8 protein-coding genes and 1 pseudogene are annotated in these 25,438 nt (G+C 72.0%); all 9 read right to left on the bottom strand.

The genetic code is table 11. The features are described from left to right. Nucleotides 1-221: 221 nt before the first annotated feature. Entirely contained in the window at nt 222-1,445 is a 1,224-nt protein-coding gene (locus ACZ4S3_RS37355; protein ID WP_467942923.1) for a cytochrome P450, read from the bottom strand. After that, nucleotides 1,442-5,281: a type I polyketide synthase gene (locus ACZ4S3_RS37350; protein WP_467942921.1), complete on the bottom strand. Its 3,840-nt coding sequence runs from the start codon at nt 5,279-5,281 to the stop codon at nt 1,442-1,444. The genes ACZ4S3_RS37355 and ACZ4S3_RS37350 overlap by 4 nt, the downstream gene beginning before the upstream one ends. Continuing rightward, nucleotides 5,274-10,841 (bottom strand): type I polyketide synthase, encoded by a 5,568-nt coding sequence (locus tag ACZ4S3_RS37345; RefSeq protein WP_467942919.1) that lies wholly within the window; start codon nt 10,839-10,841, stop codon nt 5,274-5,276. Before ACZ4S3_RS37345 ends, ACZ4S3_RS37350 begins: the two co-directional genes overlap by 8 nt. Before the next feature lie 27 nt (nt 10,842-10,868). Continuing rightward, nucleotides 10,869-12,131, bottom strand: coding sequence for a cytochrome P450 (locus tag ACZ4S3_RS37340; protein ID WP_467942918.1), 1,263 nt, complete (start codon nt 12,129-12,131; stop codon nt 10,869-10,871). Between the two features lie 3 nt (nt 12,132-12,134). Beyond that, a complete protein-coding gene (locus ACZ4S3_RS37335) occupies nt 12,135-21,656 on the bottom strand; it encodes an SDR family NAD(P)-dependent oxidoreductase (protein ID WP_467942987.1) in 9,522 nt (3,173 codons plus the stop codon). Nucleotides 21,657-22,295: 639 nt separating this feature from the next. Further along, nucleotides 22,296-23,462: a cytochrome P450 gene (locus ACZ4S3_RS37330; protein ID WP_467942917.1), complete on the bottom strand. Its 1,167-nt coding sequence runs from the start codon at nt 23,460-23,462 to the stop codon at nt 22,296-22,298. 256 nt (nt 23,463-23,718) lie between these two features. Continuing rightward, a pseudogene (locus tag ACZ4S3_RS37325) lies at nt 23,719-24,042 on the bottom strand (DNA polymerase III subunit alpha); the annotation flags it as partial. A gap of 126 nt (nt 24,043-24,168) precedes the next feature. Beyond that, complete coding sequence (locus ACZ4S3_RS37320; RefSeq protein ID WP_467942916.1) at nt 24,169-24,726, bottom strand: hypothetical protein; 558 nt, start codon at nt 24,724-24,726, stop codon at nt 24,169-24,171. Between the two features lie 290 nt (nt 24,727-25,016). Next, nucleotides 25,017-25,424, bottom strand: a complete 408-nt coding sequence (locus tag ACZ4S3_RS37315; protein WP_467942914.1) for a hypothetical protein — start codon at nt 25,422-25,424, stop codon at nt 25,017-25,019. Between the last annotated feature and the right edge of the window lie 14 nt (nt 25,425-25,438).

Raw genomic sequence — 25,438 nt, 5'->3', positions numbered from 1 at the left:
AACCCTCCTCAACACACCACCAATAATCCCAGCCCATGCCCCTGATCACCCTCCCGAAGCCACTCCACCAAGCCTCTCAACAAACCAACAACACACCAGGCCAGCGACCACCCAACACACCAACAAGCCCCCCTCCGAGCGTCAAAGTCTCAGCCGCGCCGGATCCAGCCGACCTGCCACTACCCACCGGAAGCCGGCAGGCCCCCGGTGGGTAGTGGCGGTCATTCCGGGCCGCCCTGCCAGGTCACGCGCATCGCCACCGCCCCCCGGATGTGCGGCCGTTCCCTCCACGTGATGTCGCGGACGGTCAGCTCCGGGGTTCTGGTGAGCAGCACCCGCAGTCCCTCCTGGAGGTCTATGCGCCCGAGCTGGGCGCCGGCGCAGTGGTGCGCGCCATGACCGAAGGTGAGGTGTCCACCGGGTGGCCGGGTGAAGTCGATCGCGTCGGGGTCCTCGAATCGGGCCGGGTCGTGGTTGGCCGACTCGTTGATGACGGTCAGGGCTTCGCCCGCGCGCACCAGCGTGCCGCCGACGTTGACATCCTCCCGCGCATAGCGGACGAACATGCCGGCACCGGCGGAGGCGTTGTTGCGCAGCAGCTCCTCGGCCGCCGCCGGCAGCTCGGCCGGATTCGCACGCAGGCGGTTCCAGAGCGCACGGTCGCCCCGCGTGAGAACGTAGACGCAGTTCGGAATCTGGGTGATGATCGTCTCGAACCCGGCCAGCAGCAGGGTGAAGACCAGGTCGATCAGCTCGGTGTCGGTGAGCCGGTCCTCCTCGTCCCGGGCCTGGATCATCGCTGACATCAGGTCGTCGCGGGGGCGGGCCCGACGCTCGGCGATGAGCTGCTCGGTGCAGGTGCGCAGGGCACCGAACCGCCGCATCCTGTCCTCGGGGCCGACGCCGCTGCCGGGGAGCAGCGCCGCGCAGGTCGACTCGACCGCCTCCCGGTCCGAGGCCGGCACGCCGAGCAGGTCGCAGAAGGACAGCACGCCTATCTGCCGCGCGTAGTCCACCACGATGTCCATGCCCGGCCCGGCGTTCATCGCCGACGACAGCGCATCGTCCGCCGCCGCGTGCACCGTCGGGCGCTGCGCTTCCATACGGGATCTGCTGAGGGCTTTGAGCAACAGCTTGCGCAGCCGGGTGTGTTCGGGGGCATCCAGGGTCATCAGCGCGGCCACGTCCGTCGCCTCTTCCTGGCGCGGGAAGTCCCGGCCGACCGACATCGCGCGGCTGAACCGCGCATCGCCCAGCACCAGCCGGACGTCCGCGTAGCGGGTGACCAGCCAGGTGGGTTCACCGTAGGCGAGCCGCACCCGGAGCAGCCCTTTGCGCTGCCGCAGCTCCCGGAACCGCTCGTTGACCTCGATGCCGCGGCCGTCGTCGAAGGGGAAGTGCTCCAGTGCCTCTGCGGCGTCGGGAAGATCGGGAAAGGTCGTCATGCGGGCTGCACCTCCGTCAGCCAGTCGTGCAGGTTCGCTGAGATCAGGTCGGCGTGCTGGGACAGGATGGTGAAGTGATCGCCGGGCAGCCTGCGCACGCGGTGCGCCAGTTCGGCCGGGAACGGGTGGTCCTCCGAGCTGGTGGGCATACCCGCGACGACCTCGCTGGCGAGCAGGTGCAGGATCGGCGCCTCCAGCGGGCCGGGCCGCCATCCGCTGAAGATCCTGCTGTAGCCGCCCATCGCCGCGATCTGGCCGCTGGTGGTCACTGTCCGGTCCGGACGGTCGAGCGACATGCCCATGAGGTCACGTCGTCGGATCTGCTCACGCATGAACTCGCTGCGGGTCTCGGTCTGATCCATCTCCTCCTCCGGCAGGTACGAGTCCAGCAACAGCAGCGCGGTGACGGGGACGCCGGTCTGCTCCAGGTGCGCGGCCAGGTCGTGCGCCAGCCAGCCGCCCGAGGAGTAGCCCGCGATGATCAACGGGGTGCCGGCCAGCTCACGGCGCAGCGGTTTCGCCAGCATCCGCATCAGGGCGGCACGGTCGGCGGGCAGCGGAGCCTCACCCGCGAATCCGGGCGACCACAGCGACCACACGTCGGACGCGGGGTCCAGCCCGGTGTGCAGGTAGGAGTAGGGCAGATCCAGGTTGGGGAAGATCGGCGGGGTGAGGCCGACGATCGTGGGGCCACCCGCGCCCGCCCCCACCTGGCGCAGTTCGGCGAGATCGCGCGGATCGTCCTGATCGAACGTGTCGCGGGTCTCGGAGGCCGCGCGGGCCAGGCGGAGGGCGACGTTGATCCGGCCGGTGCGGATCGCCCGGATGTAGAACGAGGCCAGGCTGCCGTCGCTTTCGTCGGCGTTCTCGGGCGCCGGGTCCACCGGCCCGGTGCCGGCTTCCGGGACCTCGTTCCCGGACCGGGCGGTCCCCACGATCTCGTCGAGCGTGCCCTCCTCGGCGCGGGCGGCCAGCTTTTCCAGCACGCGCTCGGTGAGATCGACCACCGTGGGATAGTTCAGCACGTCGGCGAGTTCGATCTCCACACCGGCACCGATGGTGAGGCGATTGCGCAGATCCTCCGCGCCCAGCGAGTCCATCCCGAGATCGCGGAACGTGGCCTCGGCGTCGACCTTGTCCTCCGGTCCGTAGCCCATCGCCCGGTCCAGGCACTCACGAACCAGCGTCTCGACGTGGCCGTTGCGCTCCTGCTCTGGCAGTGCCCACAGCAAAGCCGCGGGCGAGCGGCGATCGGCCTCGTGCGTCCCCGGGTCGTCGGAGATCAGCACCGGCATGGTCCACTCGCGCTCGATCCAGTACCGGCTGCGCTGGAAAGCGTAGCCGGGCAACGGGATACGCCGTGCACCGGCGCCGGCCAGGACGACACGCCAGTCCACCGCCGCGCCCATCACGTACGCGCGGCCCAGCGCGCGCACGATCGCCGCTGAACCGGTCACCGCGCTCTCCGTCTCCTCCGGCACAGCCAGCACGGCGGCACCGTCGGGCAGCGCGGCGGCCATGCCCGCAGTGTCCCCACCGAACACGAGCAGCAGTCGATGACCGTCGGCCCGCAGCTCGCGGGCGACCGAGTCGGATGCTGCAGCCGGCACCATGCGGTAGTCGTCCTCGGCCGGACCGTCCCGCAGCCAACGGCCGGTGTCCCCGCACAGCACCGGCGCACCGGGCGCGGGGGGCGGGACATCCACGACGTCTGGTTCGACGCCGGCGGGACACCCGGCCGCGATCCGCAGCGCCGAGGACAGGGACAGCCATCCGACCGCCCAGGACGCGGCCAGCCGGCCGGATCCGTGTCCCGCCAACGCCGCCGGGCGCACCCCGGACGCGCACCACATTCGTGTCACGCCGGTCAGCACGGCCAGCGTGGCCGGGGCCAACACGTCCGGCCGGTCCAGTGGTGGCACGTCCGGGTCGCCGCGAAGCACGTCCGTCAAAGACCAGCCGACCAGCCCGGCCAGCGTGGCCGCACATTCGGAGAGGTGCTCGGCGAACGGCTCGGCCTGGGCGTACTGCGTGGCCAACGCGCGCACCACGGCCGGGGTGCACTCATGTGGGTACACGAACGCGGTGGTGCCGTTCCGCACGGCGGTGCCGGAGACCACCGCCGTGGCGCTCCCGGTGTCGTTCCGGCCCGTGCTCAGCGCGGTCAGGCCCGCGGCGAGGTCGGCCGGGCGGGAGCCGAACACCACCGCGCGGTGCGGCAGGTGCGCCCGGGTGGTGGCCAGCGACCACGACAGGTCCAGCAGATCCGGGCGCGTCCGGTCGAGGTACTCGTGCAGCGCGGCCGCCTGCGCGGACAGCGCCTGTTCGGTCCTGCCCGACAGGGTCCAGGCCAGCAGTGGCGGGACGGCCCGGTCGCCGGGCTCGGTGTCCGGGTCGGGCCCTGGGTCCTCCAGGATCACGTGCGCATTGGTACCGCCGACTCCGAACGCGGACACGCCCGCCCGCCGGGGACGCCCGTCGCGCGGCCACGGGACCGCGCTGGTGAGCAGTTCGACCCCGCCCTGCGCCCAGTCGACCCGGGGGGTCACCGTGCCGATGTGCAGGGTCCTGGGCAGCGTGCTGTGCCGCATGGCCAGCACCATCTTCACCACGCCGGCGACTCCGGCTGCGGCCTGGGTGTGGGCGAGGTTCGACTTCACCGCGCCGACCAGCAGCGGCGGCCGGTCGCCGCGGTGGCGGCCATACCCGGCCAACAGCGCCTGCGCCTCGATCGGGTCGCCGAGCGCGGTACCCGCGCCGTGCGCCTCCACCGCGTCGACGTCCGTGGGCGACAGGCCGGCCGAAGCGAGCGCGTCGGCGATCACCTGCTGCTGCGCGGTTCCGTTCGGGGCGGTCAGCCCGGAGGAGGTGCCATCGGAGTTGATCGCCGATCCGCGCAGCAGCGCGAGCACCGGGTGGTGGTTGCGACGTGCGTCGGAAAGCTTCTCCAGCACCAGCATCCCGGCACCCTCGCCCCACGCGGTGCCGTCGGCGGCCGAGGAGAAGGGCTTGCACCGCCCGTCCGGCGCCAAGGCGCGATGCCGGGCATAGTCGATGAACAGCAGCGGGCTGGACAGGATGGTCACCCCGCCCGCGAGCGCCAGGGTGCACTCGCCCGCGCGCAGCGACTGCACGGCCAGGTGGATCCCGACCAGGGACGAGGAACAGGCGGTGTCCACCGTGAGCACGGGCCCCTGCAGGCCGAACACATAGGCCAGCCGACCGGAGGTCACGCTGCCCGCGTTGCCGATGGAGAGCTGGCCCAGCATGTCCTCGGGCATCTCGCGGACCGCCGTGGCGTAGTCCGCGTTGGACAGTCCGAGGAACACGCCGGTGCGGCTGCCGCGTAGCCCGGCCGGATCGATACCGGCGGACTCCAGCGCCTGCCAGGTGACCTCCAGCGCGATCCGCTGCTGCGGGTCCATGCTGAGCGCCTCGCGCGGCGAAATGCCGAAGAACTCGGAATCGAAGTCGGCCGCGTCGTCGAGGAAGGCACCGTGCCGGACGTAGGAGCGGCCCGGCGTGCCCGGTTCCGGGTGGTAGATCTGGTCTTCGGTCCAGCCGCGGCCGGCCGGGAACCCGGTGATCACGTCCCGCTCCGCGGCGAGCAGTTCCCACAGCTCCTCCGGCGAGCCGACCCCACCGCCGAACCGGCAGCCCATGCCGACCACGGCCACCGGGTCGTCGACGGGGTTCTCCAGCTCCCGCAACCGCTCCCGGGTGCGCTGGAGTTCCGCGGTGACCCGCTGGAAGTACTTGACGAGCTTCGGATCCTCGCCCACAGCTTTCGATTCCTCTCCGGTCGGCCGGGCGGCCCCGGCTGCTGGTTCACGCATCGCCGAGTTCCCGGTCCACGAAGGCGTAGAGCTGGTCCACGGAGGCCGAGCTCAGCTCGTCCACCCCGAGCCCCGGCTCGCCGTCCAGCGTGCGCAGCGCCGCCCGCAGTTGTCCGCGCAGCGCGTCGCGCTGCGCGTTCTCGCCGGCCAGCGCCTCCTCGACCGCCTGCGCGAGTCCGGAGAGCTGATCCGGGCCGCGCTCGGCAGGGCCGTCCGCCAGTTCCTCCGCGCCGGCGGCATCCGGCGCGACCTCCGTACCGAGGTGCGCCGCGAGGAGGGCCGGAGCGGGGTGGTCGAACACCAATGTGGCGGGCAGGTTCAGACCCGTGGCGGTGTTGAGCCGGTTGCGCAGCTCGACCGAACTCAGTGAGTCGAATCCGAGGTCTCCGAACGGACCGTCAGCGGGCACCTCGTCCGTGGACCGGTAGCCGAGCACGGCCGCGATGTGCCCAAGCACCAGGTTGAGGAGCTGCCGGTCCCGTTCGGTGGGGCTCAGCCCGCCCAGCCTGCGGGCCAGGTCCGCCGGGGACTCGGCGGGCGCGGCGGACCGCGCGGAGCTCCGGCGGCGGACCGGGCGGACCAGATCGCGCAGCAACGGCGGAATGCCCTCCTCTCCCAGACCGGCCACGGTGACCAGATCCAGCCCGATGGGCACCAGGTGGGCCCTGTCCGAGCCGGTCGCGGTGTCCCAGAGGGCCAGGCCCTGCGCGACGGTCAGCGCGCGGATCCCGGTGCGGTCCATGCGGGCCCGGTCCGCGGCGGCCAGCCCGCCGCCCATCCCGTCGGTCGTGCCGGTTCCGCCCTCCGGCGCCCACAGGCCCCAGCCCAGCGAGCGGGCCGGGAGCCCGGCGGCGGCCCGCTGGTTCATGAGCGCGTCCAGGAAGGCGTTCGCCGCGGCGTAAGCCCCCTGGCCCGCGGTGCCGAACACGCCGGCGGCGGAGGAGAAACACGTGAACCCGACGAGATCGAGTTCCCGGGTCAACTCATGCAGGTGCCAGGCTCCGTCGACCTTCGGCGCCAGCACGTTCTCCACTTGCCCATCGGTCAGCGACTCCACCAAGCCGTCGTCCAGCACACCGGCCGCATGGACCACGGCGGTGAGCGGGTGTGCCGCGGGCACCTCGGCCAGCACCCGGGCCACGTCGTCCCGCCGGGCGACGTCGCCGCGCGCCAGCTCGGCGTGCGCGCCGAGCTCGCCGAGTTCGGCGACCAGTTCCGCGGCGCCGGGGCTCTCCGCGCCGCGGCGCGAGAGGAGCAGCAGCCTGCGGGCGCCCCGGCTTGCCAGATGCCGGGCCAGCGTGCGGCCCAGCGACCCGAGTCCACCGGTGATCAGCACGGTGCCGTCGGGATCGGGCGTGCGGGCGGTCGAGCCGCCGTCGCTCTCCGCCGGACCGTCGTCGCGGTGCAGCCGGGGCACCAGCAACTCGCCCGCGCGCAGCGCCACCTGGGGCTCACGGGCCGCGGACGCGACGGCGACCGCGTCGCGCAACGCGGTGTCGGTCGGCTCGTCGACGTCGACCAGCAGGAGGCGACCCGGGTACTCGTTCTGTGCCGAGCGAGCGAGCCCGTAGGCCGCGGAGAGTGCCAGGTCGGGTTCGTCGCCCGCACCCACGCCGAGCGCGCCCTCGGTGCAGACCACCAGCAGCGAACCGGCGAACCGCTGGTCGGTGAGCCACACACGCAGATACCCGGTCAGCTCGGTGAGCGCGGCGCGGACCCGTGCGGTGACGTCGTCCCCGGCTGGACGGGCCGGGCGTAGCACCACCACCGGCGGCACCGGGTCCTCCGCGTCCGCCAGCGACGCGAGGTCGAGCCCATCGATCCCAGGGTCGTGCCACCCACCGGAATCCTCCACTGCGGAGGGCCGGCGCACGGGCACCCAGTCCTGGGCAAGCAGTTCCGCGCCGTCCTCGGCCGGTCCCAGCAGGTAGGACTCATCGGCGGGCAGCGGCCGGAACACCAGGGAGTCCACCGTGGCCACGGTGGCACCGGTCTCGTCCGCCAGCGTGATCGCCACGTCACCGTTCCCGCCGGTGGCGTGCACCCGCACCATCGAGGCTCCGGCCCGAAACAGCGACAGCCCCGACCACGAGAACGGCATCGAGCCGCTGCCCTCGTCGATCCCGTCCAACTGCGGGCCGAGACCGACCGCGTGCAGTGCCGCGTCCAGCAGCGCCGGATGCAGGCTGTAGCGCTTCGCATCCCCCGCCGCTTCGGCGGGCAGGGCGACCTCGGCGAACATCTCCGAGCTCCCGTCGGGGTGGTCGCGTTGCCACAGGGTCCGCAGACCTCGGAACGCGCCCTCGTAGCGGAAGTGCCTGCCCTCCACCTCCTCGTCATAGACGTCCGCGACCGGGATCTCCCGCGCATCCCGCGGCGGCCAGTGCGCGAGGGTCGTGTCCGGCGTCGCGGTGCGGATACCCAGGTAGCCGAAGGCGTGTGACCGCCATGGGCCCGGCTCGGCCTGGCCCACGCCCTCCGGCCGGGAGTACACCCGCACCGGGCGGCGGCCGGTCTCCTCGGTGTTGCCCACCACCACCTGCACCGATACCCCGCCGTGCTCCGGCAGGACCAGCGGTGACTCGACGGTCAGCTGTTCGAGCAGGTCGCAGCCGACGTGCTCGCCCGCGGCCAGCGCCAGTTCCACGAAGCCGGTGCCGGCCAGCAGGGGGATGCCGCGCACCCGGTGGCCCCCCAGCCAGGAGTGCGACTGTAAGGACAGCCTGCCGGTGAGCAGCACGCCGTCGCTCTCAGCCGCGGACAGCATGGCGCCCAGCAGCGGGTGGCCCACCGGGAGCAGCCCGCTGGAACGCAGGTTCAGCCCGTTCCCGTCTGGCACCAGCCAGTACCTCTCGTGCTGGAACGCGTAGGCGGGAAGGTCCGCCGTCCTGGCGGGCGCGGCGGGCAGCACGGCGGGCCAGTCCACCTCCACGCCTTGCGTGTGCAGCGCGCCGAGGGCGAACAGCACGTCCTTGGTCTCGTCACGATCGGCCCCGCGCAGGGTGGGCACCATCGCCTCGTCCGGCCCGGCATCCCGCCCGGCCAGCGCGGAAAGCACCGCGCCCGGTCCCAGTTCGAGCAGGACGCGTGCACCGGCCTCGCGTGCGGTGCGCAGCCCGTCGTGGAACCGCACCGCCTGCCGGACGTGCGCGGTCCAGTACGCCGGCGAGCGCAACTGCTCCGCCGTGGCCATCTCGCCGGTGAGGTTGGAGATCACCGGGATTTCCGGATCGTGCGCCGTCAACCCGGCCAGAACCGTGCCGAACTCTGCCAGCATCGGCTCCATCAGCGGCGAGTGGAACGCGTGGCTGACCCGCAGCCGCCGGGTCCGCCGTCCCCGGCCCGCCCAGTCGGCCGCCAGTTCCGTGATGTCTTCGTCCGCACCGGAGACGACCACCGTGTCCGAGGCGTTCACCGCCGCGACGGACACCCGCTGCGCGCGCCCCGCCAGCCAGGGGGCCAAGTCCTGCTCGGTGCCCTGCACGGACAGCATCGCGCCGCCCTTGGGCAGCGCGGCCATCAGGCGGCCTCTGGCGGCCACCAGCCGGACCGCGTCTGGCAGCGACCACACCCCGGCTACGTGCGCCGCGCTGATCTCCCCGATCGAATGTCCCAGCAGCAGGTCCGGGCGCACACCCCAGGAGTGCATCAGCCGGAACAGCGCGACCTCCACCGCGAACAGGGCGGCCTGGGCGTAGTCGGTGCGGTCGAGCAGGTCCGGTTCGCCCTCGAGCACGGTCCGCAGCGGACTCGCCAGCTCCCGGTCGAACAGCTCGCACGCCTCGTCGAACGCCTCGGCGAACGCCGGAAAGGAGGCGGCGAGCTGCCGCCCCATGCCGGGCCGTTGCGCGCCCTGGCCGGTGAACAGCATGCACATCCCGCCGCCGGCCGCAGCGCCCACCGCCACGTCGGGGACCAGGCCGGTGTCGAGGTGGCCGCGCAGCGCGGAGGTGAGTTCGGCTCGGTCCCGGCCGGGCACTGCCAGCCGGTGGCGGAAGTGGGTGCGGCGGGTGGCCAATGCGTGCGCCAGCCCCTCGGCGGAGGGAGCGTCGGCGGACTCGGCGAAGGCCAGCAGCCGGGTCGCCTGGGCGCGCAGCGCGTCCTCGGTCCGGCCCGACACCGTCCACACCAGACCGTCGGACGGCACGCCGGGCTCCGGCGCCTCCGGCTCGACGTGCTGTTCCAGCACGACATGGGCGTTGGTGCCGCTGATCCCGAAGGAGGAGACGGCGGCGCGGCGCGCTCGACCGGTCTCCGGCCAGGGCATCGCATCGGCGAGCACGCTGACCCCGTCCACTCCCCAGTCCACCTTCGGGGTGGGGCTGTCCACGTGCAGCGTCTTCGGCGCGAGACCGTGCCGCATCGCCATGATCATCTTGATGATGCCGGCCACGCCGGCCGCGGCCTGCGTATGGCCGATGTTGGACTTCAGCGAGCCCAGCAGCAGCGGCTGGCCGGGCGGCCGGTTCCGGCCATAGGTCGCTACCAGCGCGGTGCCCTCCACCGGGTCGCCGAGCGGGGTGCCGGTGCCGTGCGCCTCGACCACGTCGACGTCCTGGGTGGACAGTCCGGCGTCGGCGAGCGCGGTACGGATCACCTCCTGCTGGGCGGTGCCGTTGGGTGCGGAGAGCCCGTTGCTGGTGCCGTCGGAGTTGACCGCCGAGCCGCGCAGCACCGCTAGCACCTGATGGCCGTGCCGCCGCGCGTCGGACAGCCGCTCCAGTACCAGGAGACCCGCCCCCTCGGCCCAGATCGAGCCGTTCGCCCCGGCCGCGAACGCCTTGATCCGAGCGTCCCGGGAGGTGACGCCCTGGCCGCAGAACTCGACGAACGTCTCCGGAGTGCTCAGCACCGTCACACCGCCCGCCAGCGCGATCGGGCACTCGCCGGCGCGCAGGGCCCGCACCGCGAGGTGGGTGGCGACCAGGGAGGACGAGCAGGCGGTGTCCACGGTGAGGGCCGGGCCGTGGAAGCCCAAGGCGTAGCTGATCCGGCCCGAGATCACGCTCATGGTGTTGCCGGTGATGCCGTACTGGGAGAACTGGTCGGTGCCTTGCCAGAGCATCTCGTAGTCGTTGCTGGACGCGCCGACGAAAACCCCGGCCCGCTCGCCCACCAGCGAGTCCGGCAGGATGCCCGCGGACTCCAATGCCTCCCAGGCCAGCTCCAGCACCAACCGCTGCTGCGGGTCCATCACCAGCGCCTCGCGCGGGGAAATCCCGAAGAACGCGGGGTCGAAATCGCCCGCCCCGCTGAGGAAGCCGCCCTCGCGCACGTAGGACCGCCGCGCCTGCTGGGACTCCGGATCGGCGTCGTAGAGCTCCTCGATCGGCCAGTGCCGGTCCCCGGGGAAAGCCGAAATAGCGTCCGTGCCCGCGGCCACCAGGTCCCACAGCTGGGCAGGCGAGGCCACGTCGCCGGGCAGCCGGCACGACATGCCGATCACCGCGATCGGCTCGGTGGACCGCTCGGTCGCGTCACGCAACTCCTCCCGGGTGCGTAACAGATCGGTGGTAACCCTTTTCAGATATTGCCGGAGCGTGCTGACTTCATCGGACATGAACGACTCCCTGCGACGGATGCCGGGTCAGAGTTGGAAGGTGATCCGTTCGGTGTCGAGGCCGCGGACGACCACGTGCCTGCGATAGCTCAGTGAGTCCTCGTGCACGTGGAAGCCGCGCAGCCGGCGAGCCAGCTCACCGAACACGATCTCTGCCTCCAGCCGGGCCAGGCTGCTGCCGAGGCAGTAGTGCGCGCCGGCGCCGAAGGCGAGGTTCATCACGGCCGGCTTCCGGTCCGCGAGGAACTGACCCGCCCTCGGGTGCACCCGCTCGTCCCGGTTGCCGGACGCGAGGGCCAGGGTGACCACCGAGCCCTCGGGGATGTCGAGGCCGTTGATCCGGTCGGACCGCAGCGCGACACGGCCGGTCAGCATGATCGGGCAGTCGTAGCGCAGCGCCTCGCTGACCACGTCGCCGACGATCGCCGGGTCCTGCCGGAGCAGTTGGAACTGCTCCGGGTGGCGCGACATCGCGAGCAGGCCGTTGGTGATCAGGTTCGTGGTGGACTCGTGGGCCGCGGTGAACACGGTCACCACGATGTTCGTCACCTCACGTCGGCTCAGCCCGCGCCCGTCCTCCTGCGTGGAGAGCAGGCTGGAGATGAGGTCCTCGCCGGGGTTGCGGCGGCGCTTGTGGATGAGGTTCGCGAAGTAGCCGTGCAGTTCGGTGGTGGTGCGGATGATGCGGACGAGTTCCTCGCGGTCGAACATCGCGGTGGAGTGGAAGCTGGCCACCAGCGTGGGCAGCTCCGTGGACAGCGCCATGTCGCTGGACCACTCCCGCAGCATCGGGATGTCCTCGCCCGGGATGCCCAGGAGAGTCGCGATGACCCGCAGCGAGAGCACCGCGGCCAGGTCCTGCACGCCGTCGAACTCGCCGTCGGCCAGGCAGTCGCGGAGCAGTTCGTCCACGATCTCGCGAATCCACGGCTCGAAGCGCGCGGTGATCCGTGGCGTGAATGCCTTGCTGACCAGGTTCCGCTGCCGCCCGTGTCCGGGATCGTCCATGAAGAAGATCGAGTTGAGCACCGGCTCGTCGCCGCGGTTGCCGAAGAGTTCCCGCATCCCCGGCGCGTTGAACGTGTCACTGCCCATGGTCGTGTGGCTCTTGAGCACCGCCAGACAGTTGTCGTGGTCGCTCAGCAGCAGGGAACCGTCCGACGTCCACATCGGACCTTGCTCTCGCCACCGCTCGAACAACGGGTAGGGGTTCGCGAGCACCTCCCGGTCGAGCAGGGCGTGCAGCGGGTTGTCAAGCACGGTGGCCGGTGGGCGGCTTGGCACTGACATGGGCTAGCTCCTCTCCGTGGCACGGCCGGCAGTGCGACCGGTGTCCGATTTCGCGTCGTCGAGCACTCCGTCGATCAGCGTGAACATCTCGTCGTCCGTGGCGCCGCTCAGGTCGGGCACCGCGGCCCGCTCATCGGCGGTGCCGTCTTCCTGGCTGCGCAGCAGTCGCCGCAGTGTCGTAGTGATCACCTCGGGGACGGGCACGGACGGACGCCGCCGGAGCAGGGCTGCCTCCAGCTCCCTCAGGCGGTCCAGCACGACCCGCTCGGCCGGGTCGCCCTCGTCGACACCGAGCGCGTCGCCGAGGTACCGGGCCAGCGCGGCGGCGGTGGGATGGTCGTAGACCGCGGAGGCCGCCAGCGGCACTCCGGTGTCCGCGCCGATCAGGTTGCGCAGCCGGACCCCGGCCAGCGAGTCCAGGCCCAGCTCCTGGAACGGCCGGTGCGCGTCCAGGTTTCCGGCCGGCCGGCCCGAAACGACGGCGACCCGGGCGGTGACCAGCTCCAGCAGCACCGACGACCGCCGCTGCGGCGCGGTGGCCGCCAGCCGTTCCCGCAACGCGCTCGCGGGTTCGGGCCCGGTGTCCGCGCCCACACCTGGCAGTCCGGAGCACAGGCGCCCTGGCCGTGCGGCGGCGAACCGCGGCCAGTCCACGGCACCGACCACGTACTGCGCCGCACCGCCGGACAGTGCCCGCTCCAGCGCGTCCAGCGCCCGGTCGGCGGGCATCGGCGTGGCGCCACTGTCCGACCGCGAGCCGACAGGCCAGGACGTGGTCATCCCGGTGTCCAGCCAGGGGCCCCAAGCCAGGCTCGTCGCGGGCAGGCCGCCGGCCTGTCGATGGGCTGCCAGCGCTTCCACGACGGCGTTGGCCGCGGCGTAGTTGCCCTGCCCCGGCGAGCCTGCGGTGCCGGCCAGCGAGGAGCACAGCACGAAGAAGCGCAGCGGATGGCCGGCGGTCAGCTCGTGCAGGAACCGCGCGCCATCCGCCTTCGCCGCGAACACACGCGCCAGCCGGGCCTCGGACAGCGCCTCCAGCACCCCGTCGTCAAGCACTCCGGCGGCGTGCACCACACCGGTGAGCGACCGCCCGGCGAGCAGCCCGGCCAGCGCCTCGCGGTCCGCCACGTCGCAGCCGGCGATTTCGACCTCGGTACCCAGCGCGGTGAGTTCGGCGCGCAGTTCCGTCGCGCCAGGGGTGTCCACGCCCCGGCGGCCGACCAGCAGCAGGCGGTCCGCGCCCCGGGCCGCCAGCCGGCGGGCGACGTGCGCGCCGATGCCGCCCAGGCCCCCGGTGATCAGCACGGTGCCGATGGGCTCCGTCGTGGCGGGTTCGGTGCGGGGCACCGGGACCAGTCGCCTGGCGTACAGCAGCCCGTCCCGGATCGCGATCTCGTCTCTGGCAGCCAGCGCGGCGGGCAGCGCGGCCAGGTCCCCCACGGCCGGTCGCAGCGGCAGGTCCACCAGGCCGCCGTGCAGCCGGGGCGCTTCCATGCCCGCGGCCCGGACCAACCCGCACACGGCGGCCTGCTCCGGATTCGGCACGGTGTCCGCCGTGTCAGCCCGCACGGCGCCGCTGGTGATCGACCACAGGGGCGTATCCGCGCCTCTGGACAGCAGCGCCCGAAGCAGTGCCAGGGTGGCGGCCAGGCCGGTCGGCACCCGCGGCGTGTCCGAGCCCTCGGCCATCGCCAGGAGGGACACGATGCCGCCGCCCGGCAGGTCGGGCAGCAGCCGGTCCCAGTGCTCGCCGTCCACGGCGTCGCCGCGCACGGTGCGGGTCCCTTCGCCCAGCACGCCCGCCACGTCCTCGGTGAGCCGGTCCCAGTCCGCGCCCGGCGGGGCCACCACCAGCCACGGCCCCGGCGCGTCGGCGACCGGGCCGGGGACGGGCAGCAGCGGCCACTCGACACCGTGCAGCAGAGGGTCGGCGGGGGCCCCGTCGTCGTCGGGCAGCCAGAACCGCTGCCGGGTGAACGCGTAGCCGGGCAGTGGCACCGCCCGCCCGCCCGCGCACCAGGCCGCCCAGTCCACGTCGATCCCCCGGGTGTGCGCGGTCGCCAACGCCGTCAGCAGGCCGTGCACCTCGTCGGCGTCCTGCCGTAGCACCGGCAGGAAACCGTCCCCGCCCAGCGCCTCCTGGCCGAGCGCGCTGAGCGTCGCGCCCGGTCCCAGCTCCAGGTAGGTGGTGGTGCCCGCCGCGTCCAGAGCGCGCAGGCAGTCGTGGAAGCGCACCGGTTCCCGCGCATGCCGGACCCAGTACTCCGGGTCACGAAGCTCTTCGGTGACCCGTGCGCCGGTCAACGAGGACACGACCGGAATCACCGGTGTCCGGAAGTCCAGTCCGGCCAGCACCTCCCGCAAGGGGTCCAGAACCGGGTCCATGTGGTGGGAGTGAAACGCGTGCCGCACCGCCAGGCGGTGCACGTGGGCCACCCGCTGCGAGATCTCCCGCACCGCGTCCGCGTCCCCGGCGAGCACCACCGAGGCGGGCCCGTTCACCGCGGCCAGCGCCACCCGGTCCTCGCGGCCGCGTAGCAGTTCCGGCACGTCGGCTTCCGGTACCTGGACCGCCACCATCGCGCCCTCGCCACCGAGTTCGCGCATCAGCCGCCCGCGCTCGGCCACCAGTGTGCAGGCGTCGGCCAGCGAGAACACGCCCGCGGCGTGCGCTGCGGCGAGTTCGCCGACCGAGTGCCCGGCCACCGCGTCCGGCCGCACCCCCATCGTGGTGAGCAGCCGGAACACCGCCACCTGAACCGCGAACACCGCGGCCTGCGCATGGTCGGTGCGTTCACCGGGTCCGTCCCGGAGGATCTCGGCGAGCGGCCGGTCCAGCAGCGGGTCCAGCTCGGCGGCGATCTCCTGGAGGGCCGCCGCGAACACCGGTACCCGGTCTCGGAGCGACGTGGCCATGTCCGCGTACTGCACGCCCTGGCCGGGGAACAGGAACGCGGTCGCGCCGTCGGCCGCCACTCCGGTACTGCCGGTCCCGGCTCGCAGCGCGGCGGTCAGCTCGCCGGTGTTCGTGCCGAGCACGACTGTGCGGGCAGGCAGCCGGGCCCGCGTGGTGGCCAGCGAGTACGCCACGTCCAGCGCGGACGGCGAGCCGTTCCCGTCCTCGTCGGTCAGTCGGCGGAGCAGGGCCTCGGCCTGCGCGGGCAGCGCCTCCGGGGTGGCCGCGGAGAGCACCCACGGGATCAGCGGCGGAGCCGCGGCGGTCGCCGGCTCCGGTTCGGGCTTGGGCTCGGGATCGGGCTCGGGATCGGGCTCGGGCTCGGGCTCGGGTTCCTCCAGGATCACGTGCGCGTTGGTGCCGCTGAGGCTGAACGAGGACACCGCCGCCCGGCGCGGACGGCCCACGCGCGGCCAGTCCATCGGCTCGTCCAGCAACCGCACCGCGCCGTCGTCCCAGTTCACGTGCGGGCTCGGGACATTCAAGTGCAGGGTCGCGGGCAACCGGCCGTGGCGCATGGCCAGCACCATCTTGAGCACACCCGCCAAGCCCGCCGCGGCCTGGGTGTGCCCGAGGTTGGACTTCGCGGACCCGACCAGCACGGGCCGCGCCCGGTCCTGCCCGTAGGTTGCCAGCAGCGCGGTGGCCTCGATCGGGTCGCCGAGTGGGGTGCCGGTGCCGTGCGCCTCCACCGCGTCCACCTCGCCGGGCGCCAGGCCCGCGACGGCCAACGCGTCCCGGATCACCCGCTGCTGGGCCGATCCGTTCGGCGCGGTCAGCCCGTTGGACGCGCCGTCGGAGTTGAGTGCCGAGCCGCGCAGCACGGCGAGCACCCGGTGGCCCCGTTCGCGCGCGGTGGAAAGCCGCTCCATCACCAGCAGGCCGGCGCCCTCGCTCCACGCGGTGCCCTCCGCGGCCGCGTCGAACGGTTTGCACCGGCCATCCGGGGCGAGCACCCCCACCTGGGAGAACTCCACGAACAGCGTCGGCGTGGTGAGCACCGTGATGCCACCCGCCAGCGCGACCGTGCACTCACCGGCCCGCAGCGCCTGCGCGGCCTGGTGCATCGCCACCAGCGCGGAGGAACACGCCGTGTCCACCGTGATCGCCGGGCCGTGGAAGCCGAACGTGTAGGCCAGCCGCCCCGACGCGACGCTGCCCGCGTTGCCGATCGAAACGTCGCCGGTGAGGTCCTCGGGCGTCCGGTGCGCGCGGCGCGCATAGTCGTTGCCCATCAGCCCGAGGTAGACACCGGTGCGGGTGCCCCGCAACGCGGTCGGGTCGATCCCGGCGTCTTCCAGCGCGTGCCAGGCCAGTTCCAGCAGGATGCGCTGCTGCGGGTCCATCGAGACCGCCTCGGCCGGGGCGACGCCGAAGAAGCCGTTGTCGAACTCGGCGATCCCATCCAGGAAGCCGCCGTGCCGCACGTAGCTGCGCCCGCCACGGCCCGGCTCCGGGTGGTAGACCTCGTCCAGGTTCCAGCCGCGATCTGCCGGGAACTCGGTGATCGCGTCCCGCCCGGCGGCCAGCAGCGCCCACAGCTCGTCCATGGTGGACACCCCGCCGGGAAAGCGGCAGCTCGCGCCGACCAGCACCACCGGGTCGTCCATGTCGTGCGGGCCGGGCCCGGCGACCGGTGTCCGGCCGCCGGGTACCGCGCCGGGGAGCTGCCCGGACAGGTACCCGGCCAGGGCCGTGGGGGTGGGGTGGTCGAACACCGCGGTCGCGGGGAGCCGCACCCCGGTCGCGGCGGTGAGCCGGTTACGCAGCTCCACCCCGGACAGCGAGTCGAAGCCGATGTCGCGGAACGCCCGCGCCGGGTCCACCCGGCGCTCTACGCCGAGCACGGAGCCCACCGTGGCCAGCACGAGATCGAGCACCGACCGCTCGCCACCGGAGACGAACACGGGCGCCGCGGCCACGGCGGCCGGCCGGGCCGCGCTCCGCCGGACGCCGAGCAGCCCGGCCCACACCGGAGCCCGCTCCGGGCCTGCCGCACGCACGTTGGCCAGGTCGAAACGGGCGGGCACGGAGCACGCCAGGTCGGTGCCCAGCGCCGCGTCGAACAGTGCGAGCCCGTGTTCGCGGGACATCGGCACGAGCCCGGTTCGCCGCAGCCGGGCCCGGTCGGTGTCGCCCAGCCGCCCGGTCATGCCGGTGTCCTGCGCCCAAAGTCCCCACGCCATCGACGAAGCGGGCAGTCCCCGCGAGCGGCGGTGCTGCGCCAGCCCGTCCAGCCACGCGTTGGCGGCCGCGTAATTCGCCTGCCCCGGCGTGCCGAGGACACCGGCTACGGAGGAGAACAGCACGAACGCGGCCAGGCCGAGGTGTTCGGTCAGTTCGTGCAGGTTGCGCGCGCCCTCGACTTTCGGTCGCAGCACCGCGTTGAGCCGTTCGGCGGTGAGGGAGCGCACCGTGCCGTCGTCCAGCACCCCGGCGGCGTGGATCACCGCGGTCAGCGGGCGGTGCGCGGGGATCGCCGCCAGCAGCTCGGCGAGGGCGGCCCGGTCGGCGACGTCGCATGCCACGACCGTGATCTCGGCGGTGCCGGTCAGGTCCTCGAGACCGGACTCGAGCGCCGCCGCGCCGCCCCGCCGCCCCGCCAACACCAGGTGCCGCACCCCGTGCTCGGTGACCAGGTGCCGGGCCAACTCCCGGCCGAGTACGCCGGTCCCGCCGGTGATCAACACCGTGCCTCCGGCGAGGGCGGGCCGGTCCCCCGTCCGCGTTACCCGAGCCAGCCGCGGCGCGAACGCCTGCCCGCCCCGGATGGCGATCTCCGGCTCACCGGTGCCCAACGCCAGCTCCAGGGCGGAGTCGGCGTCCTCGGGGTCGCCAGGGCGGTCCAGGTCGACCAGCACGAACCGGCCGGGATGTTCGGTGCGTGCCGTGCGGACCAAGCCCCAGACCGCCGCGGCGTCGGGGTCCTGGTCGTCCTCCGGGGCGATCGCGACCGCACCACGGGTCCGCACGATCAAGGGCCCGTCCGTCGCCTTCTCGTCGTCGGTGCCCAAAAACTCGCGGACCCGCGCCAGTGCTTCCTCGGGGCCGGCCACGTCCACGATCGGCGCGTCCACGATCGCCGGGGTGGGCCGCCGCGCAACCGGCACCCAGTCCAGCCGGTGCAGCGCCCGGTCCACGCCCGCCGTCCCCGACCGCACAGGCCCCACGGGCCGGAGCGCGAGCGCGCTGATCGTGGCCACCGCTTCCCCCGCCGCGTCGGCGAGCGCCACGGCGAACGAGTCGTTGCCCTGCGGAGTCAGCCGCACCCGCAATGCTGTGGCCCCGACCGCATGGAGTGCGACCCCGCTCCAGGAGAACGGCAACCTCACCGGCGCGTCCCCCGCATCCAGCAGCAGCGGGTGCAATGCGGCGTCGAGCAGGGCCGGGTGCAGGCCGAACCGCCCGGGATCGACCGGCAGCTCGACCTCGGCCCAGCGCTCCGCACCGAGCCGCCAGGCCCGCCGCAACCCCTGGAAGGCCGGCCCGTACTCGTAACCTCGCTCGTCGAGCTGTGCGTACTCGCCGTCGAGGTCGATCTCCTCGGCACCGGCCGGCGGCCACTCCGTCAGGGTCGCGCCGCCGGACCCCGCGGCCCGGAGCGTCCCCGTCGCGTACCGGGTCCACGGCGCGTCCGGCGCGGACCGGGCGTACATCGCCAGCGTGCCCGGATCCGTCTCGCCGATCGCGATCTGCAACTCGGTCTCGCCCCGCTCGGGCAGCACCAGCGGGCTCTCCAGCACCAGCTCGTCCAGCATCGGCAGCCCCGCCCGCTCACCCGCGTGCAGCGCCAGTTCGACGAACGCGGCCCCGGGCAGCAGCACGGTGCCGCGCACCTCGTGCTCGGCCAGCCAGGGGTGCCGGGTGAGAGAGAGCCGACAGGTGGCGACCAGGCCACCGCCGGCGAGCTGGACCACCGAGTCCAGCATCGGATGCCCGGCAACGGGCCCGGAGGCGGCGGTGGGCAGCATCCAGTACCGCTGCCGGCGGAACGGGTAGGTCGGCAGCTCCACACTCCGGGCGTCGTCGAACAGCCCGTTCCAGTGCACGTCCACACCGTGCACGGCTGCCTCGGTCACCGCCAGCAGGAAGCGGTCGGCACCACCGTCGTCCCGTTTCAGGGTCTCCAGCACCACGCCGCCCCCGTCGTGGTCCTCCTGGTAGTTACTGAGGATCTGCCGCACGCCGCCGGCGAGCACCGGATGCGGGCTCGACTCCAGGAACGTGGTGTGCCCGGCGGCGACCAGCCCGCGCACCGTCGCCTCGAACTCGACCGTGGCGCGCAGGTTGCGGTACCAGTAGTCCGCGTCCAGCCCGGTGGTGTCCACCGGACCGCCGGTCACGGTCGAGTGGAAGGGAACCTCGGCCGCCATCGGAGTCACCGGCGCCAGCAGTTCGCGCAGCTCCGCACGCAGCAGTTCGACCTGCGCCGAATGCGAGGCGTAGTCCACCGGCAACAGTCTCGCCCGTTTGTCCTCGGCGACCAGTGCGGCGGCGAACTGTTCGACCGCCTGGACGGCGCCCGAGACCACCGTCGCGCGCGGCCCGTTGACCGCGGCCACCGAGAGATCCTCGCCCCAGCGGGCCATCGACTCTTCGACCGCCGCTCTCGGCAGCCCCACCGACAGCATCCGGCCCGTACCGGAGAGCGCCCGCAATGCCCGGCTGCGCAGCGTGACGATCCGCGCCCCGTCGTCCAGGGACAGCGCGCCGGCTACGGTCGCGGCCGCGATCTCGCCCTGGGAATGGCCCACCACCGCGGCCGGCCGCACCCCGTGTGCCCGCCAGAGCCCGGCCAGCGACACCATGACCGCCCACAGCGCGGGCTGCACCACGTCCACCCGGAGCAGCGCGTCCGCGTCGGTGAGCACGTCGCCCAGGTTCCAGTCCACGTACGGCGCCATCGCGTCCTGACAGGCCGCCATGTGCCCGGCGAAGACCGGGCTGGACTCCAGCAGTTCCGTGGCCATCCCGGTCCACTGCGTGCCCTGGCCGGGGAACAACAGCACCGGCCTGGTGTCCCGGCAGGGTGACCCGACGACCGTGCCCGGTGCCGAACCGCCCTCGGCGAGCGCGTCCAGTCCGTGCACCAACGAGTCCCGGTCCCGGCCGACGACGGCGGCCCGGTGCTCGAACCTGGCCCGGCCGGTCGCCAGCGTGAATCCGGCGTCCAGCAGGCCGACCCGGTCTGGGCGGAGCCGCTCGGCCAGCCGGCCGGCCTGCTCCCGCAGCGCCTCCGCCGACCGTGCGGACAGCAGCAGCGGCACCGCGGACGCCGGTCGCGGTGCCGCGGCGGGCGCGGGTTCCGGCGCCTGTTCCAGGATCACATGGGAATTGGTGCCGCTGATGCCGAACGAGGACACCCCGGCCCGGCGCGGGAGTCCGGTCTCCGGCCACGGCGTGTCCTCCGCGAGCGGGGTGACCCTGCCGGACTCCCAGTCCACGTGCGGGCTGGGCTCGGTCAGGTGCAGGATGCGCGGCAGCACGCCGTCGCGCATGGCGTGCACCATCTTCAGGATGCCCGCCACCCCGGCAGCGGCCTGCGTGTGCCCGATGTTCGACTTGACCGACCCCACCAGCAGCGAGCGCGCCCGCTGCGGGCCGTGCACCGCCAGCAGCGCCCGTGCCTCGATCGGGTCGCCGAGCGTGGTGCCCGTGCCGTGCGCCTCCACCGCGTCGACGTCCGCCTCGGACAGTCCGGCGTCGGCCAGCGCCGCCCGCAGCACCCGTTCCTGAGCCGGCCCGCTGGGTGCGGAGAGCCCGTTGGAGGCCCCGTCCGAGTTGACCGCGGTGCCGCGCACCAGCGCGTGCACGGTGTGCCCCTGGCGCAGGGCGTCGGAGAGCCGTTCCAGCACCAGCATTCCGACGCCCTCGGACCAGGCCGTACCGTCCGCCGTCACGGAGAACGGCTTGCACCGGCCGTCCGGGGCGAGGCCCCGCAGCCGCGAGAACTCCACGAACATCTCCGGGGTCGCCATCACCGTCACCCCGCCGGACAGGGCCAGGTCACACTCGCCGAGACGCAGCGACTGCACCGCGAGATGAGTGGTCACCAACGACGAGGAGCAGCCGGTGTCCACCGTGACCGCGGGGCCGGTGAGGCCGAGCACGTAGGCCACTCGGCCGGACACCACGCTGGAGGTGTTCCCGGTGATCAGGTACCCCTCCAGCCCGTCCGGGACGGTATGCACCCGGGGCGCGTAGTCGTGCATCATCGAGCCGGCGAACACGGCAGTACGGCTGCCCCGCAGCGAGGTGGGATCGATGGCCGCGTTCTCCAGGGCCTCCCACGCCGTCGTGAGCAGGAGGCGCTGCTGCGGATCGGTGGTCAACGCCTCGCGGGCGGAGAGCCCGAAGAACTCGGCGTCGAAATGGCCGGCGTCGTAGAGGAAGCCGCCGTGCCGGGCGTAGGAGGTACCGGGCCGGTCCGGGTCGGGATCGTAGAGGGCCGCCAGGTCCCAGCCCCGGTCGTCCGGTAACTCGCCGATCGCGTCGATCCCGTCCCTGGCCACCTGCCAGAGCCCTTCCGGGGCGGCTATTCCGCCCGGGTAGCGGCACGCCATTCCCACAATCGCAATCGGTTCGCCCGGCATCCGGTGCCCTCCCAGAGAAGTTTGGACTTTGTCGGCTACCATGGACGCAAAATAATTCACCGAACTCGCGGCCATCTAACCAAACGCCGATAAATCGAGGTGCATCAACATGATTAGCGCCCAGACTCATTCCACACAACACCTCCAACCGACCAAAATCTGGGGCTTTCACTAGAAACTTCGGCCTGTTGTCAAGAATTTCTACCACTACCGCGACGCTTAGCGGATCCCGCCGAATTCCGCTACCCGCCAAAAGCGAGGCAACCATTCCGTCGCACCGGCCATCCCCAGGCGAGCACTCCCTTTGACCGTCGCCGGGCCAGCCGCGGAGAACGGCCAAAACCGCAGGCCACGAGTTCGACCAGTGGCGCCGCTCGATTACCGGGCAGCAGGACGACTCGCCCCTACCCGGAACTCAAATATCAGATTGCACAACAAGTCATGGAAATGCACCTGAACGAGCAGGCCGCCACATGAATTGCCATCACCACAAGCTCTTTGTCCGGAAAACGCGGCGCGGCCCATACCCCCGCCCAAATTTGACCGGCACGAAACGAACTGCCTCTCCCGCAACTCGGTAAACGCATGGCTGACGGCCGGCGCTTTTTGTCTCCGTCACCAAGTGACCGGGAGTGCCGATACCGAGAACGCGGAGCCGTTGACGTAGCGCAGTTCGTCGCGTGGCGTGGCCAGGCGGAGAGTGGGGATGCGCCGGAACAGAGTGTCGAGGACGATGCGCAGCTCCAGCCGGGCCAGATTCTTGCCGAGGCACTGGTGCGGTCCCCAGCCAAAAGCCAGGTGCCTGCGATTGTCCCTGGTGACATCGAACGTGTCCGGGTCGGCGAAGGCCGCGGGGTCGCGGTTGGCGGCGGCGGCCAGGGCGGCGACGCCCTCACCCGTCCGTACCAGAGTGCCGCCGATCTCGACGTCCGCCGTGGCACGGCGCATCAGGGCCAGCTCGGCGACGGAGAAAAACCTCAGCAGTTCCTCCACCGCCGCCGGGGTCAGGCCCGGGTCAGCGGTGAGGAGGGCGAGCTGGTCGGGGTGTTCGAGGAGAGCCAGGACCCCGAGTGCGGTCATCGTGGCGGTGGTCTCCAGGCCCGCGACGACCAGGAGTATGCACAGTTCGACCATGGCCCAGCGGCTCTCGCCACCGCTGAAGAGCTGGTGGCCCGCCAGCCTGCCCAGCAGGTCCTCGGGCCGCTCGGTCATCTTGGTGGCACACAGCGCGTCGAAATACGCGATCAGAGAGCGGAAGGACTCGACGCGATCCGCATCAGCGGAGTCGTGGGCCGTCAGCACCGTGGTGTTGGTGGTGAGCTCCTGCCGGTCACCGGTCGGGATGCCGAGCAGCTCACACAGCACCAGACCGGACATCGGCACGGCCAGCGCGGACACCAGGTCGGCGGGCCCGGCGCCGGCCAGCACATCGTCGAGCAGACCGTCCACGATGCACTGGACCTTGGGGCGCAGTTCTCGCATGCGGCGGATGGCGAACTCGCCGGCGACCGCCCGACGGGCGGGGCCGTGCTCGGGTGGGTCCATCTCGATCAGCGAGGGCCTGAAGCCGGGGAACACGGTCTCGCCGACGCGCATCCACGGGAAGTCCGGGTGCGAGCGGTCGGAGCTGAACCGGGCGTCGCCGAGCACAGCGCGGACGTCTTCATGGCGTGCGGCAACGAACACGGTGCGTCCGCTCGGGCCCGTCAGCCTGGGCAGGCCGGGGTGCTCGCGCAGGCTGGCGTAGTCCGGCGGCAGGGAGAACGGGCAGGTCCGAGACATCGGCCAAGTCTCGGCTCGCAGCGGGCTCTGGTCGTGCATGGTCACCACCTCGGCTCCTTCGGAAATCAAGGACGACCGTATGACTGGTGATACCCGAATTACCCTAGAATCCCGTTGAGGTCGGAACTCAGCCGTCCGTCCGTATCACCCGGGGGAAGCCGTGACTGTGGCCGACGCTGATCCTTCTGGGGCGGCGGGAGGCGTGTTGCGCGGGCTTCTGGACGTCTACGCCCGGTTCCTCGACTGGCAAGCGGACCGCCGTGCCTACCTGCTGTGACAGCCCGGGCAGGAGGGCGAATCGCCACGGTCCGGCGCGGATGTGGGGGAAGGCTTTGGCGATCTGGTCGACGAGGTGGGGTGCGATGCCCAGGGCCATGCCGGTGTCGCGCAGGGCGTGGCGGGCGCGGTAGGTCTCCGGCATGGCGGTGACGGCGACGCGGTCGCTGCCGAAGCGTTCGATGATGCGGTCGTAGACCTCCAGGCGGCGAGCAGATTCCACGTCGATGTCGATGTCCGGCAGGGAGGTGCGCCGCTCGGACAGGAACCGTTCTTTACCGACCACTGAGGTGACCGGGTCGGCCTTGATCTGGGGGTTTGCGTGGCGTGATGTTCTGCGACGGGTGGTGGAGGCTGTGTCAGGTCACTCTGCCGAGAGGTGCCACTGCTACGGCAGCCGTAGATCGTGATGCCGATGCGTTTTCCCTGGTCAGATTTGGTCGTGGCGGTGGTGGCGTTGTCGGTGGCAGGTTTGGGCGACGGCCTGATGGTGGAGTCGCCAGGCGGACCAGAACACCACGTGGTCACTGTCCCGGGCCGGGTGTGGCAGGGCTGACGCGCGTAGCAGCTTGAGGAGTTCGGGGCAGGAGACCTGGGCGAGGTCGGGGGGCCAGTCGGGTGCGGTGCGGGCCGCGGTGGCGGCCCGGGTCAGTGTGAGGACGATCGCGGCGATCATCGAGAACAGTGACCAGCGGTGCCAGGAGTTCCAGCAGGTCACCTGGCCCTGGTCGAGACCGACGAAGGACTTCCCCAGCTGAAATGCTTCCTCGACACCCCAGCGGCGGCAGATCACCTCGATCAGCTTCGCGAGCGTGAAAGGCTGTTGGTGGTGGCAGAGGTAGAACGATGTCTCGTGGGTGTAGCGGTGCCTGCGGACGATCAGTGCGGACGTCCCGGCCTCGTGCCCGTCCGGAGTGTCTTCCGGGCGGATGTCGATCATGGACCAGTAGTACTCGCGGGTACCCTTCCGGCCCTGGCCGGTGGCCATGCGCATCCAGTTGTCGGGCCGTGACTGTCACGCCGGGCAGCTTTTCCCCCTGACCTCTTGGTCAGAGCCCTGGTGATGCTCCAGCAGGACCTTCTCGAACGACTCCTGCCCGCCAGACGCCTGCGCAGCCAGCCCCGCGTCGTGAAGCGCAAGATGTCCAACTACCGACTCAAACGCGCTGAACACCATGCCTGGCCACAACCCACCCGCACCGGCGCGCAAGCCATCCTCATCACAAGACCCCAACCCGCAGGCCCATAACGCAACGGCCTTGGATCTTAGGCGACGCTTCACCGCTCCGGAACAGTGAAATCGTAGGGGTTCTTGGAGGGGATTGGATTCGTAGCAGGGTCGAGGGACCTGCAGATCAACCGGATGCTGGGGTGGAAACCATCACCCAGGGACGGAGAACCGAGCTGACCTGATTCGAGATCGACGATAAGCCCCTCTTCGAGCACGAATGCCGTGGAATGAACGAAAGGGGAAGTTATCCACTCGCTGCGCGGGAAAGATTTGAGGAACTGCACCTCGACCGACCACTTGTCGCCTTTCACCACGAGATCCAGGGGGGGATGGTCGATATTGAGTTCATAGACCCCATCTGCATTACTCGATCCAGTTATTATAACCCGTTGCAAGGGAAATGAGTCGGCGGTGTCCAAAACCACGCGGAATGGCCCGTACAATGTCTCTGCCATAAGAACACGACCTC

The sequence above is a fragment of the Streptomyces sp. NPDC028368 genome (genome assembly GCF_055565615.1).
This window is presented reverse-complemented; position numbering and strand designations above follow the sequence as displayed.

Coding starts and splice junctions, on each gene's coding strand:
- ACZ4S3_RS37330 (WP_467942917.1), bottom strand. CDS start 23,462: ATGTCTCGGACCTGCCCGTTCTCCCTGCCGCCGGACTACGCCAGCCTG.
- ACZ4S3_RS37340 (WP_467942918.1), bottom strand. CDS start 12,131: ATGTCAGTGCCAAGCCGCCCACCGGCCACCGTGCTTGACAACCCGCTG.
- ACZ4S3_RS37355 (WP_467942923.1), bottom strand. CDS start 1,445: ATGACGACCTTTCCCGATCTTCCCGACGCCGCAGAGGCACTGGAGCAC.
- ACZ4S3_RS37315 (WP_467942914.1), bottom strand. CDS start 25,424: ATGGCAGAGACATTGTACGGGCCATTCCGCGTGGTTTTGGACACCGCC.
- ACZ4S3_RS37350 (WP_467942921.1), bottom strand. CDS start 5,281: ATGCGTGAACCAGCAGCCGGGGCCGCCCGGCCGACCGGAGAGGAATCG.
- ACZ4S3_RS37345 (WP_467942919.1), bottom strand. CDS start 10,841: ATGTCCGATGAAGTCAGCACGCTCCGGCAATATCTGAAAAGGGTTACC.
- ACZ4S3_RS37320 (WP_467942916.1), bottom strand. CDS start 24,726: ATGGCCACCGGCCAGGGCCGGAAGGGTACCCGCGAGTACTACTGGTCC.